Genomic DNA, 13641 nt, shown 5'->3' with positions numbered 1-13641 from the left:
ATTTTGAAGTCGGTCATCGCTACGAAGCAGGTGCTTATCCCAATGAGCATCTGTTTTTTTATAGCGACCATATGTGTAGCAACATTTATTTGGAATACAGGCCTTGCTATGTGGGATACCATTCAAACCTTTCCAAAGTTTGGCCAACCGTTAGTTATCAAATGGTCGTATTTCACGAACTTTCACATTAAGGAGCAGCCTTATTTTTATGGACTGGCAGCTTTAACTGGTCTTGTTGGTATTGCTCACATGCTCTATAAGCTTAGAAGTAACTTTAAACCAATTGGGACCGATGAAAAAGGTTCTCAGCGTTTTGCCACACGAAAAGAAATTAATCAGCAGTACAAGGCTATCCCTGACCGGAAGCAACGTTACACAGGTCAGGGAGGTCCTGTATTAGCTCGGAAGGGGGACAAAGCTTACATTGATCCCTCTCCTGTCAATAACTTAATTATAGGAACAACCCGAAGTGGAAAAGGACAAACGTATGTCATCCCTACAATTGATGCCTATTCCCGGGCAGAGAAACAGCCCTCTTTAGTCATCAATGATCCCAAAGGGGAACTGTTCGCCTCAAGTCGTGAAACCCTCGAAGATAGAGGATATGAGGTAGAAGTGCTAAATTTGATGAATCCCATGCAAAGCATGAGCTTTAACCTCTTAGAACTGGTTAAACAAGCGTATCAAGATGGTGATTATTCGACAGCTCAAACGTTATGCGAAACGATCACTCATATGCTTTATCACAATCCGCAAGCGAAGGAACCTATGTGGGATGATTCAGCTAAATCTCTTGTGAATGCTATGATACTTGCGATTACCGAGAAAAGTATTACAGAAGGAACTGAGGAAAAAATTACGATGTACACGGTGGCCAATATGTTATCTGAACTTGGAACAAAAAATGAAATAGATAAAAATGGCCAAGAGTATAATGCGCTGGATCAGTACTTTCAGGAGTTGCCTCAATCACATGTGGCCAAAGAACAATATGCAACGAGTAATTTTTCAAAAGGAAACACTAGATCAAGTATTTTTACAACGGCTATGAATGGCTTAACGAAGTTTACGATGAGTGAAACAGCCAAAATGACAGCGAAAAACTCTTTGGACCTGAAGAAAGTCGGTTTTGGGCAATTTATCAAAGGAAGAGGTACTCCATTTTCCAAGGTTTATGTTACATTCCCGAACGGAGTAACAGAGACGAATCAATCTGGGGAGAGTGGCACCTGGACCATTAATTTCTCATCTTCACTGAAGTCTGGGGATCGTCTAAAGGTCCAGCAGGATCAAGAGCCGTTATCTGCCAAACAAAAGCGAAAGCAAACGGATGATCAATCTTTTAGGCAGATGAGCGATCTGGAACTAGAAGTTGAAAAGATTGATAAGGAAACGGGTGAGGTTCAATTTTCCTCACCCTCTAATCAGGAGTTGGTGGTTGAACGGATTACTTCTTTTACGAAGCCGATAGCCGTTTTTATGGTTACGCCGGATTATGATACGTCCACTCACGCGATTCCATCTATTTTTGTGAGTCAGTTGTATTATGTACTATCCAAAAATGCAGCTATAGCGAAAGGACAGAAATGTTTGCGGGAAGTCGTCTTCATGCTAGATGAATTCGGGAATATGCACGCTATTGCTGATATGGATAATAAGATCACGGTTTGTTTAGGAAGGAATATCCGTTTTCACTTAGTCGTTCAATCCTATGCTCAATTAAAGGATCTTTACGGGGAAGACGGACAAGCAACTATCCGTGGTAATTGTGGTAATGAAATTTATATCCTGAGTGCCGATTATGACTCTGCCTCTTATTTTTCTTCTAAATTAGGGAAGAAAACGTTGCATACACACACACGATCAGGATCCACCTTGTCTCTGGATAAATCTAAGACAGAAAGTACAGAGGGGCGCGAGCTGCTAACGGCTAATGAGCTGCAGGAATTGGAAGAAGGGGATACGGTGGTGCGGCGTGTATTGATGAGACGGGATAAAAAAGGGCGAAAAATTCGAGCATTCCCTATCTACAATACAGGGAAGCACAGTATGAAATATGCGCACACTTATTTGAGTCAGGATTTTGATACAAGCCGGTCCATCACTGAAGAGGAAATCGACACTCCTCATCGTCACGTCACACCCAAGGAATTGGTGATAGATTTTTTTAATCCGCCGATTACAAATAGGAACAATGAGGAGCAAAACCAAATAGGAGATGGTCTGTATGAGGAGAATCCTGGTACAGAATCATGGTTGGAGAAAAGAGTCGAAGCATTTTTCGATAAAAGTACCCTTCATATTATTCAACATCAGATCGCTCCTCTGTTAGATCACAGCGAAGAGGAAATGAATCGAGAGCCTATGGAGGTTTTTCTATACAACCTTAAACTGCTGGGGGAGGGTCAGGAAATTAATCGACAAGTGTATGATCATATCCGTAAGCAGGTCGATAAATGGAAAGAACAACAGGGGGATTCTTCTAAAGAACAAACGGCTTAGGATTGATAAGAAGGGGGTGAAACAATGTCCGATGAAGAACTATTAGAAAAGCTGATAGAGTTCTCCGATGTCCTTTCCACGAACAACATCTTTATATCCGGATTACGGATCATGGGATGGGGCATTATAATATTTTTGAAAATGATTGTTGATGGTTTAGAAGGTATGGTGGACAACATATTGACATTAACGGATTTCTTTATGAGTGAGCCTGTGCAAGGTTTTCTCGAAACCATTCAGCCGGTTCTCTATATATTGCTAGCTATTTCATTGGCGATGATCGGTTTCCGGTTGATTTTCAATAAAGAAAGGAACAGGTCTGACATTCCTATGAACCTTTTCATTTCGATTATGACGATTTCTCTTTTAACGTTTGGCATGGGGCAGGTGAACGAATTTGCTGGGGATGCAGTAGAGGTTGCACAAGTCGAAACTGACTCCTTTACTACATCTGACAAAGTAATGACTGATTACATTACTGATATTACCATATATGATGAAACAGGCTGGGAAACTCCCGATGTTGAGGTGCAGCATCATATAAGTCCAAGCTCCATTGACAAGATATCTATAAATGAAACTGTTGACGATAGTTTTGACAAAGCAAATGGTGATAGCTTATCTCCCGAAAGTCAAAAAATTATAATGAATAAAGTAGGTTTAGAATCAAATGGAGAGGAAGGGCTTGTCTCTCTAGGAAAAGACGAATGGTACGACTTTTTACCGGAAAACTATTATCGGTGGCATGTTGAGTGGTTTACGGCAATCGTAACGCTCGGGGTTATGGCGTTTACGATGATTTTGATATCTATTAAGGTGGCCAAGCTTTGTTTTGAGCTTGGCTTTAATCATATTGTGGCGCTTATTATGGCCTATGCTGATATTTCTAATGGGCAACGGTTAAAAGCTGTAATAAAAAATATTGGCAGCATATTCGCTTCTATTATTATGATCTTCTTAAGTTTGCGTGTGTATATGTATTACACCACCTTTATTGGCGAGAATTTAGAAGGCATGGGATATTTAGTCGCTTTGGTTGCTGGAAGTTTGGCTGTTATTGATGGGCCAAATATTGTACAGAAGCTCTTTGGTATTGATGCTGGTCTGAAGAATGCTTGGCATGTTGCAATGGGAGGTTATCTTGCCTCTAAAACGATGGGTCCTCCGGCTAAGAAAGCTGCAGGTGCTATTGCGAGTGGAGGGACCAGTGCAGTCATGAATATGGGAGCTGGGGCAGCTGGTGCCGTTGCAGGAATTTCTAGGGTAAAAACAAAAAGGCAAACGCAACGTTCAGAATCACAGAAGCAAGAACCGAGTCCGATAGATTCTCCTCAAGCTGCTGATCAAACCCAAAATGGTCATTCAGGTGGTAATGGAGAGAAGAATGCTTTTAATAGTAAAGGAAAAAGCAACCCCACCAAAGGTGATAACAAGAAAGGAAATCCAGTTAACAATGACGTTTCAAGCTCTTTGAAAGTACCGAATGCACCGAACAATTCTAATGACTCTGCATTACAAAAAGAATCTGGAGATACTGGAGATATTCCAATGCCTAACCAATATCGCACAGAACAAAGAACAATGGGTCAATATTTAAAAGATCAAGCAAAGGAGCGAATTCGTAATAACAGCAGGATTCAGGGAACGAAGCGAACCTATGAGCTTTCACGGAATACCACGGAAAACTGGAAAAATAAAATGAAAAAACGCGGACAAGGGTCATGACTTTGTTCGCGTTTTTATTTTGAGAAAGGAGTCTTCATTTTGCAGTATAAAATCCCTTCTGAAATTGGAAGTGAGCTCAAGATTAATCAGCTGTTTTATCTCACTGATCTACTCGTTGTCTTAATACTTGGAGGATTGGGCTTTCTATTTCGTTATGCGGTTCACTCTTCCTTCATTTGGTATTACGGAATCTTTTGGGCTTTATTGATGGTTGCATGGTTGATCCGTCCAAAAACGAATCCGAAGCTTCGCATGGTAAAGGCACTGCTGTTAGCTGTTACCAGTGACCGTATAACTTATTGTGCCATCGATAAAGAAGAAAATGGGTTCACAAAGGAGGACTCTAAATGAAGAGGAATCACAAAGCGCCTCACTTCAAAGAAGAAGGATCAGAACAATTTGCGCTATTTGATGAACGAAAAACGGAAAGGCGAAAGGGAATCCGACATAAATCTAAAGCCCGAAAGAAAAGGAGAGAGATGGCTAAAGCATCTGTGGCAGATCTTATTCCTATTCGGAATATGACTGATGAAGGGTCTTTCGAACTGAAAAATAATCAGGGTTACATGGACGTCATGCAGCTGCAAAGTAAGGACATTTATTCTCCGTCCACGCAAGAAACAGAATATGACATTATGATGATGGCAAAGTTCTTTCAGTCCTACGCGCACGACATTAAAATCGTGTCTATGAATTTCCCCGTGGATATGCAAAGACAACTTAACGCGATTAATTATAAAATCACTCAGAACAAAACTCCATTATATGAAAAATTCTTACTCAAGAAACGAGATGAATTGCAGTTCCTAGAAACTCATCGGACAAACCGGGAGTTTTATTTGTATATTTACGCTGCAAGCCTGAAACAGCTTGCAGAATATCGTCAAAACTGTCAAAGGTATTTAGGCCGGGTAGCACCACTCATTAATCTACCTGAGGAGAAAAAGCTTGATTTAGTCCATAAACTTCACAATCAGAATACAAAATTAGAAAAAAGGGGGTAAATCATTGTGTTAAAAATGTTGAAACGGAAAACAGATGAAGAGAAAACAAGGAAAAAAGGATATAACCCTTATTTGCTCGCTCATATTCAACCACAGGGAGGCGTTAAGTTTCAGGAATCTTTTACTCGCAAAGGCGATGGTTATGAAACGTGCGTACACGTGTATTCATTTCCTAAGAACGTATCAGACTTTTGGTTAGAACCTATATTTAATATGGAAAACGTGATTACGACCATGGACATTGTATCCGATGATCGTTACAAAGTCCGCGAGGGTTTAAATAAAGGAATGGCAGAACAAAGCTCTCGGATCATAAATGAAAAAGACAATGCGGGCATTATTGAAGCCCAAAATAACTACGATGATTTACGTCAACTCTACAATCAGGTCTCTGAGGAGGGGGAAGTGATCAAGCGTGTGCATTTAAGGCACTATGTCAGCGCACCTACAAAACTTGAATTAGAGGATAAGGTCAAAAATGTTCTCTCCACCTTACAAGATGAAAACTTTCGAGGATCTATTTTCTTAAATGAACAGGAGTATGAATGGCAGTCCCTATTAGCTAATTACACGGAACAGTCAAAATATCGAAACAAGAGGGAAGGCCAGCCGGTTCCAGCGTTAGGATTAGCTGGCGGTTTTCCTTTTCATTTTACTAGTTTAAATGATCCCTCTGGTACGTTTTATGGCACGACATTAACAGGAGGAAATGTTGTCTTCGATCTTTTTCATCGTGACCGTCAACGTAAAAGCTATAACGGTGTGATGGTCGGGGCTATGGGAGCCGGTAAATCTACGACTCTCAAAAAAATAATGCTAGACAATGCGATCAAAGGATATAAAGTTCGAACCTTTGACGTAACGGGGGAATTTGCCGAATTAACAGAAGCTTTAGGTGGAAAACAAATTGCCTTAGATGGGTCTGATGGTGTGATTAATCCTCTTCAGGTCTATCGAACGGCTGAGGATGAAACCACATCTTTTACGCAACATTTATCTAAATTAACGATATTTTATAAGTTTTTAGCTCCAGAAGCCAAAGATAGTGAGCTGAAAGAATATGAGAATCTATTACGAAAACTCTACGAAAGAACGGGGCTGTGGAAGGACAAAGAAGAAACAAATATAACGCAACGTCCGGTCGAAGACTATCCGATATTCACAGATTTCCTTACGTTTATAGAAGAGGAACTATATGAAGATATCCATGAAGGGAAGCAATGGGAGAAGGTCAGCCAAGAAAGAAAACAACGCCTGGAAAGTATCGAATTAAATATACGAAATATTGTAGAAACCTATGCTCACCTGTTCAATGGCGTATCAACCATTGAACATTTTAATGACCAGCAAGTTGTCACATTTACGCTGCGAGGGTTGTCTCAAATGCGAGCAGAGGTATTTCAAGCCCAACTTTTTAATGTCTTAAATCTACTATGGGATTCCATGTTAACGAATGGGGCTCCTCAATTTAAAGCCTTTGATCGAGGGAAGCTAGCCTTTGAAGATGCCGTTCGCTATTTAATTTTAATGGACGAGGCTCATCACATTATTAATACCAAGAAGAAAAGTGAAAGTGCGCTTGATTTCCTTACCAAATTTAGTCGGGAAGCTCGAAAATACTTTGGAAGTCTGCTCTATGCCAGTCATACCATTCGTGACTTTGTTCCAGAAGGATCGGATCAAAGCATGGTAGAAGAAATTAAGAAGCTCTTTGAACTCACCCAATATAAAATCATCATGCAGCAAGACAGCAACAACTTAGAAATGATGCAGCAAATTTTCACCGGACAATTGAGTCAAAGTGAGCTAGAGGATATCCCCTATCTTCAAACCGGGGAAACCATGTTAAGTATCCGCGCTGTAGATAATATACGCTTTAAAGTGGAGGTCTCCGATGAAGAGTTAGCCCTGTTTGGTGGAGGTGCATAAGTATGCCTTGGTCCTTAGTAGTTGGACTAGTACCACGCAAGGTTTGGCTGTGGCTTATGGGAGTCATTCTTGTTCTTTGTTTCCTTCTAATGGTTTTGTTTACTTCAGCAATTACGACGTTAATTGGCTTTCAAAAGAATAACTCGAATGAGAACGTCGAGTCGGTTCAATTGGTGAACGGAAAAGCACAAATCTCGAAAGCTCTAGAGCAATATCGTCCGTTATTCGAGAAGTACGCAGCTAAATATGGAGTGTCTGAGTACGTGGAACTTTTGTTAGCTAAAACCATGCAAGAGTCAGGCGGGCGGCTTGCAGATGTGATGCAGGCTAGTGAATCATTGGGCCTTCCTCCGAACACCATTCAAGACCCAGAAAGAAGTATTAAAGTGGGCATTCGATACTTCGCGAATATGTTAGAAAAAGCTGGTGGAGATGTCAAAGTGGCGATCCAAGCCTACAACTTTGGGGGAGGGTTTATTGACTATGCCAACAAGTATAACAACGGAGAATACAGCAAGGAAATAGCCATTGAATTCTCTCGAATGAAATATCAGGAATTGAAGCATACAGGGATGTATTCCTGCATTCGACCAGAGGCAACAGCAACTGGCGCATGCTATGGGGATATAGGGTATGTGGAAGCCGTGCTGAGTTACCTTGAAGGTGGTACGGTTAATGCTGATGCCCAGCCAACAGGCGAGTGGATAATGCCCATTGGAGGAGCTCTTACGCAGACATCGGACTATGGGATGCGTTCGGATCCTTTTGATGGAAGTCCTGCTATGCATCGAGGCATTGACTTTGTATGCACGAATGCTGTTACCCCTATTCAGAGTGTCGATAATGGTGAAGTTGTTGAGGTGGAAAGAAGCAACTCAGGGTACGGAAAAAACGTTCTTGTTAAACATGAAGAGGGACTATATAGTCACTATGCTCATTTGTATGCGATAAGTGTACAAAACGGAGAGGTTCTACAAAGAGGGGACGAAATCGGCAAGTGTGGCACAACAGGAGACTCCACAGGTCCTCATTTACACTTCGAAGTGATGACTACGAAACACTATGGATCAGATGTAAACCCTGCTCCTTATCTTGGGCTATAGGAGAGGTGATTATGAATGAATAAGCGAACGCTTTTTAGCCTGTTTCTGACATTACTCATTACGATTACAGCGTTTAATGTGTACGTTCAATACACAAGTTCAAACGATAAACTTCAGGCAGAAATAAAACATCTTAAACAGGAAAATCAGCAGGTGATAAAGGAAAGGAATTCTTTAAAACAGACTGTGAATGAACAGGATCCCTCGACGATTCAGAAACATCATGAAGCTATAGTAGACCAAGTTAATCTTTTTATTAAGACGGCTTTCGTGCACAAAAAAGAAACTTATCAGGAACAAAAAAGGAAAGCAAAGTCGATTATGAGCAAGGAGTTAGTGAACACGTTTTTTACTACAGAAATTTATAAAGGAGATACACAAACCAGTGTGGATAATGTTGAAGTGTTTATTAAAACAGGGAATCTATCAAACAATCATGCGACAGTATTAGTCAGGCTAACTCATACGCTGTATTCTCTAAATAGTGACCAAAAGCAGATCTCTCCTGTGTTTCTGGAGTTAAGCGTTCAGTTTCAGGATGACCATTGGGTGGTCACGGATTTTAAGGATGTGAGAAAGGAGAGAACCGGATGAAACGACAAGCGAAAATGATTACAGAACACACCTCAAAAAAATATTTATTTGGAGTAAGCGTCATGGCTATGGCGCTTCTTTTTTTCTTATTTTCCGGCTTTTTGTTTGGAGGTGAAAGTCGCTCGAAAGTTCAACAAACACCACTCGATGAGCCTTTAAACTTACGCGGTGCCGGGAATTTAGAAGTTGAAAATTGGGTCTACAATCCATCAATGAAACTTATGGTCGTCACTTTGAATATTGATACATCCACTTCCTTACTCCATGATAAATTGAGCTTTGCTGCTCAAGAGAAAGAACATCCGAGAAGGAAGATTCCCACCACCGTGGAGTACCAAAATGATGGTCGCTATGTCATTAGTATCCAACAGGTAAGCCCTTCTTTTGACGTGATGGCATTAGACATAAAAAAGGAAGAAACAAACAGGCTTACGTTAAAAGAAGATGAATTACATTCACCGAAAGGAGGTGAGGAAAGCAATGAGTTGGCACGGATTTATACCGACCAGACTAAAGTCAAAACGGATCCCAACCTAAGTATAAAAACAACGCTAGAATATGAACTTGCTGCCCTATCCCATGACGTTAAAGAAACGAAAGAAACAATAAAAGACAAGGAGAAAAGCATCCTATCTATTGATAAGCGTTTAGAGGAAATGGACCAAAAAATTGTTGAATTAGAGTCAGAGCGTCTTTATGAAACGAAGGAGGAAAAAGAACAAACCAATGCACAAATCCGCGAACTGACAAATGAAAAAGAACGACTTCGCCGAGATGTTTTAGAATACGAAACGGCCATTAATACTCTTCAAGAAAAGCTCCAATTATTAAAAGAAAAGCAACGGATGATTTCAAGTTAATTGTAGATATTGGAGAGAAAGTGTCAACACATGAGGCGCACACCTCCTGTGCAGGGACCACACATCAGGTAAATGACCGAATAAACGTTCCTGTTTTGGCCGCACAGCGACCGCACATCTGGAGATTTTCTTGTTCCCTCGTTTTGCCCGGCTCTGCCGGGATTCACACGCCAAGTGGGAACAAAAACCCCTTATGCTCTTCTCTTTATTCACTAGTTTTAGAGACTTTATCAAAAGGAGTGATTGTAATGGAAATAAGAATTCGTTATATGGATCCGAAAACCGTTCAACGAATTGATGAACTTGCGGAAGAAAAAGGGTTAAGTCGGCAAGAGTTTTTACATGCTCAGTTGCAACAGTTAGCTGTCTTTCGAGAAGAGAACAATCGTGAACAAAGACTGCAGCAGTTAGTCGATCGAAACATCCAAACGATGGCTCATTGTTATACAGCAATTCGAGAAATGAATGAGTTCTTACATTTTGATGAACCAGGTGAGGAGTATGAATGAAACTGTGACTCCGGGAGTAGTCTTAAAAACAAAATTTGTGACAGCCAATAAAAAAGGATTCCAAGATTATGTACAGTACGTCGATCGTGAAGAAGCAAAAGGAAAAGGGGAAGTTCATCGGTCCATGTTTAGTTTATATAATCACTATATGGACGATCCGGATAAAACATCTGCCTTGTTTACTCAGCAGTCGGATCGTTTATCGGTGGAAGGAAAACAGGGCATTAAATCATTGTTTGAGCAGGCTCAAAAGAAGAATAGTATCATGTGGCAAGATGTTATTACATTTGATAATGATTGGCTTCAAAATCGAGGCGTTTATGATTCAAAAACGCACACCTTAGATGAAGATACTTTGAAGCAAGTGACAAGAAAATCCATGCAGGCGATGATGAAAAAAGAAGGGTTACAAGAAAGCGCTATCTGGTCGGCGGCGATCCACTATAACACCGATAACATTCATATTCATGTAGCGACGGTCGAACCAAATCCAACTCGGGATCGTGGAAAGCGAAAACCGAAAACGTTAGACGCGATGAAAAGTGAAGTGGTCAATGGATTGTTAGATCGAACCCAAGAACGAAATCAAATAAACGCTTTGATTCGTGAACACATGGTGAATCGGAAGAAAGATAATAGCAGCATGAAATGGAGCAATCGGGAGATGAAACCTTTGTTCCTGGAAGTGTATAATCACTTACCTAAGGATAAGCGACAGTGGCACTATGGCTATCAAACGTTGAATCCTCTTCGACCAAAGATTGATGAATTAACGACAAGGTATTTAGATAAGAATCATGGCAAAGATATGAAGCAGCTGCATGATAAATTGGATCAAGAAGTGAACGAATTAAAACGTGCTTATGGGGATGGACCTAAAGATAAGAAGCGATATCAACATTACAAACAAAACAAGTTGGATGATCTCTATAAACGAATGGGCAATGCTTTCTTGCAAGAAATGAAACGGTACGATCACCAGCAGTATCCTAGACAAACCACACACACGAATGCCCCTTATAAATCCATGCCTTCAGGTATTCAATTACAACGTTCTTTGAGAAGCATTCAACGTTCGATGGGGCAAACCTATGACCAGTTTATCAATGACTTGGATCATCAGAAATTGGAACGAGAAATCGAAAGGGAAAGGTAGGGGAAATGTATGAGACGACGTCAAAATGTCACGCTGCATGAAGAAACGATAGCGTTAATCAACGAGTATCAGGAAAAGCATCATATTCGTTATCCTGGTGAAGCTTTAGACCGTATGATTGAGGAATGGGAAGTTCAGCAATCGAAGGACCATTCTCAAGAATACCTCTTGAGTTTGATGGCCCATCGATTTCAAGAAGTGTTTTCAGAAGAGATGAAACGGTTACGGTTAGCAGCAAATCAAAGTGATAAAAATACGCAGATACTTCTGGAATTAATGAATGGTTTTGCAATGGATCAAAACTTAGAAAGCTGTGTTACGACACCGATCTTCGAGAGCCAAGCGATGAAGGATGCGAGACAAGCAGTAGAAGAAAGAATCAGTAATCAGCGTCAGAAGAGAATAAGCGCAACATAGACACAATTAGCATCAATCTAATAGTATTCTTGAGGAATTATCAATTAAGGAGATGAACGGATGTTCTTGTTTAGCAGCAATTATGAGGTAGGCGTATTCAAGCGTTTAAGCGATAATAACGAGCTTATAATGGAAGTGGGCCAAGAGGAATATAGCCTGACATTGAATGATAAAGAAATGGTCGATCTTGAGCAGCATTTAATGAATCAAGAAAACTTGCTCATTCCTTTTAATAAATCAACAAAGGAACTGATTCTGGATACCCAACCAAACTACGATGAAGAGGAAATGGAAGAGCTCATGAACATCAGTGAGGGAGCTGAATGTCATGGCGAAGACTAAACGATCTTATAAGAGGAAATCGCCTGAAAAGGTGAAAGAAGAGATTAATCATTTGACGGAAGGCATGGAGAAGAGCATTTCCAATCACTTTCATTCTCCTGAACAAATGAAGGAGTATCTAAACTTTATGGGGAAGTTCCACCGATATTCCCCACGCAATACAGCGTTAATCGATTCCCAGTTTCCAGGTGCTGAAGCTGTAGGTTCCTACGCATTCTGGAAAGAAAAAGGATTTTCCGTAAACAAAGGAGAGAAAAGTTTAAAAATTCTCGTGCCCAATCGATTAAGTCAGCAATTTCAAAATGAAGAGGGTGAATGGAAACCTTTAAAGTATGCGACGAAAAAAGAAAAGCAATTAGTTAAAGACGGTCAACTCGACAAACGAGATGGCCGTCTTGTTTATTCTACAGGAAGTGTATTCGATGTTTCGCAAACATCAGCTACTCAAAAAGATATACCCCAGATCTTTCCTAACAAATGGATAGATGGAAAGGTTGAAAACTATAGTCAGCTTCGAAAAGGGATGGAGGCTATAGCCGAGAAAAATAACATTCGAATTGTAGAGCCTTATGAAGAATTAGGGGCAGCCAAAGGAGTGAGCTATACCGGCCGAGGAGAAGTGGCCTTAAATCCGCGTAACTCGGAGCGTCAGGACACAAAGACGCTGTTACATGAACTAACTCATGCCAAGCTTCATGCAAAGGAAGACATGAATGACTACACTAAACCAGAGAAAGAATTTCAAGCAGAAATGACAGCTTATACCGTTGCATCTTATTTCAACATTGATACCAGTGACTACTCATTGGATTATCTGCACCACTGGACCAAGGATCATGAATTTAAAGACCATGAAAAGCTATTACAAGAAGTTCAGTCAACAGCTAAAGAATTCATTATGACCATTGAAAAATCAATGGAACAAGAAAAGGAAGGGGAGAAAAGTATGGATGCTAAAGAACAAAATAATGAGGTAGAAGAGGAGAATCAAGAAAGGGAGAAGTTACCTTCAGAAAAACTTCGGGATATGTACAGAAGCCAAGTGAGCAAGTCTGAGAGGGATAGCGGACCATTTAGTAAGGAAGAAAAGCCAAAAGAGGAGTATTCCCACCAAGATTTCAAAGATGCTTATAAAAAGGAGCTCATGAACTTTATTGAACCAACCGTCGGAAAAGAATTAGATAAAGAAGAAAGCACTGACAGGCAAGAACGTTTAAATAAGATGCGTGATTTTCAAGAGAATCATAGTAAAGAAGAAGTTTATCAACTCAAAAAGGAATCTCTTCAAGAATTGAAAGAACTGCCATTAACGGATCGCGGAGAGCAACGACTATCGCAAATTGAAAGTAAGTTGGATCGAGAGTTCCATGAGGAGAAAGAAAAAGAAAGCACCACTTTGGAAATGAAGAATGGAAAGGGGAGTAAGGAGGCTTTTCAGGAGAAGGAAAATCAAAAAGAAAAGATAGAGGTTGAACGCTAGGCAGGGAGGTTTCTCCCTGT

Annotated in this window: 13 protein-coding genes; all 13 read left to right on the top strand. The window is 40.4% G+C overall.

The annotated features are described in order from the left end of the window. Positions 1–3 precede the first annotated feature (3 nt). The 13 genes from JOC33_RS18360 (at position 4) to JOC33_RS18300 (ending at position 13621) form a co-directional block, all read left to right on the top strand. The gene (locus tag JOC33_RS18360; RefSeq protein WP_205094010.1) at positions 4–2502 is read left to right on the top strand and encodes a VirD4-like conjugal transfer protein, CD1115 family; all 2499 of its coding nucleotides are present in this window, start codon (positions 4–6) and stop codon (positions 2500–2502) included. Positions 2503–2526: 24 nt separating this feature from the next. After that, complete coding sequence (locus tag JOC33_RS18355) at positions 2527–4227, top strand: pLS20_p028 family conjugation system transmembrane protein (protein ID WP_205094009.1); 1701 nt, start codon at positions 2527–2529, stop codon at positions 4225–4227. 39 nt (positions 4228–4266) lie between these two features. Beyond that, positions 4267–4578: a DUF5592 family protein gene (locus JOC33_RS18350; RefSeq protein ID WP_205094008.1), complete on the top strand. Its 312-nt coding sequence runs from the start codon at positions 4267–4269 to the stop codon at positions 4576–4578. Beyond that, entirely contained in the window at positions 4575–5231 is a 657-nt protein-coding gene (locus JOC33_RS18345) for a hypothetical protein (protein WP_205094007.1), read from the top strand. Before JOC33_RS18350 ends, JOC33_RS18345 begins: the two co-directional genes overlap by 4 nt. Positions 5232–5246: 15 nt before the next feature. Further along, the gene (locus JOC33_RS18340) at positions 5247–7160 is read left to right on the top strand and encodes a VirB4 family type IV secretion system protein (protein WP_205094116.1); all 1914 of its coding nucleotides are present in this window, start codon (positions 5247–5249) and stop codon (positions 7158–7160) included. Positions 7161–7162: 2 nt separating this feature from the next. After that, the gene (locus JOC33_RS18335) at positions 7163–8263 is read left to right on the top strand and encodes a lysozyme family protein (RefSeq protein ID WP_205094006.1); all 1101 of its coding nucleotides are present in this window, start codon (positions 7163–7165) and stop codon (positions 8261–8263) included. 15 nt (positions 8264–8278) lie between these two features. Further along, complete coding sequence (locus JOC33_RS18330; RefSeq protein ID WP_205094005.1) at positions 8279–8857, top strand: hypothetical protein; 579 nt, start codon at positions 8279–8281, stop codon at positions 8855–8857. Beyond that, a complete protein-coding gene (locus tag JOC33_RS18325) occupies positions 8854–9717 on the top strand; it encodes a hypothetical protein (RefSeq protein ID WP_205094004.1) in 864 nt (287 codons plus the stop codon). The genes JOC33_RS18330 and JOC33_RS18325 overlap by 4 nt, the downstream gene beginning before the upstream one ends. 248 nt (positions 9718–9965) lie before the next feature. After that, on the top strand, positions 9966–10226 hold the full coding sequence (locus JOC33_RS18320) for a hypothetical protein (RefSeq protein WP_205094003.1): 261 nt from the start codon (positions 9966–9968) through the stop codon (positions 10224–10226). After that, positions 10219–11382 (top strand): MobP2 family relaxase, encoded by a 1164-nt coding sequence (gene mobP2, locus JOC33_RS18315; RefSeq protein ID WP_205094002.1) that lies wholly within the window; start codon positions 10219–10221, stop codon positions 11380–11382. The genes JOC33_RS18320 and mobP2 overlap by 8 nt, the downstream gene beginning before the upstream one ends. 9 nt (positions 11383–11391) lie before the next feature. Continuing rightward, positions 11392–11799 (top strand): hypothetical protein, encoded by a 408-nt coding sequence (locus tag JOC33_RS18310; protein ID WP_205094001.1) that lies wholly within the window; start codon positions 11392–11394, stop codon positions 11797–11799. A gap of 60 nt (positions 11800–11859) precedes the next feature. Next, a complete protein-coding gene (locus tag JOC33_RS18305; protein ID WP_205094000.1) occupies positions 11860–12141 on the top strand; it encodes a hypothetical protein in 282 nt (93 codons plus the stop codon). After that, the gene (locus tag JOC33_RS18300; protein WP_205093999.1) at positions 12128–13621 is read left to right on the top strand and encodes an ImmA/IrrE family metallo-endopeptidase; all 1494 of its coding nucleotides are present in this window, start codon (positions 12128–12130) and stop codon (positions 13619–13621) included. Before JOC33_RS18305 ends, JOC33_RS18300 begins: the two co-directional genes overlap by 14 nt. Positions 13622–13641: the final 20 nt, after the last annotated feature.

Origin of the sequence: Thalassobacillus pellis (assembly GCF_016908295.1) — a bacterium.
GTDB classification, from domain to species: domain Bacteria; phylum Bacillota; class Bacilli; order Bacillales; family Halobacillaceae; genus Thalassobacillus; species Thalassobacillus pellis.
This window is presented reverse-complemented; position numbering and strand designations above follow the sequence as displayed.

Coding starts and splice junctions, on each gene's coding strand:
- JOC33_RS18355 (WP_205094009.1), top strand. CDS start 2,527: ATGTCCGATGAAGAACTATTAGAAAAGCTGATAGAGTTCTCCGATGTC.
- JOC33_RS18345 (WP_205094007.1), top strand. CDS start 4,575: ATGAAGAGGAATCACAAAGCGCCTCACTTCAAAGAAGAAGGATCAGAA.
- JOC33_RS18340 (WP_205094116.1), top strand. CDS start 5,247: ATGTTGAAACGGAAAACAGATGAAGAGAAAACAAGGAAAAAAGGATAT.
- JOC33_RS18335 (WP_205094006.1), top strand. CDS start 7,163: ATGCCTTGGTCCTTAGTAGTTGGACTAGTACCACGCAAGGTTTGGCTG.
- JOC33_RS18330 (WP_205094005.1), top strand. CDS start 8,279: ATGAATAAGCGAACGCTTTTTAGCCTGTTTCTGACATTACTCATTACG.
- JOC33_RS18325 (WP_205094004.1), top strand. CDS start 8,854: ATGAAACGACAAGCGAAAATGATTACAGAACACACCTCAAAAAAATAT.
- JOC33_RS18320 (WP_205094003.1), top strand. CDS start 9,966: ATGGAAATAAGAATTCGTTATATGGATCCGAAAACCGTTCAACGAATT.
- mobP2 (WP_205094002.1), top strand. CDS start 10,219: ATGAATGAAACTGTGACTCCGGGAGTAGTCTTAAAAACAAAATTTGTG.
- JOC33_RS18310 (WP_205094001.1), top strand. CDS start 11,392: ATGAGACGACGTCAAAATGTCACGCTGCATGAAGAAACGATAGCGTTA.
- JOC33_RS18305 (WP_205094000.1), top strand. CDS start 11,860: ATGTTCTTGTTTAGCAGCAATTATGAGGTAGGCGTATTCAAGCGTTTA.
- JOC33_RS18300 (WP_205093999.1), top strand. CDS start 12,128: ATGGCGAAGACTAAACGATCTTATAAGAGGAAATCGCCTGAAAAGGTG.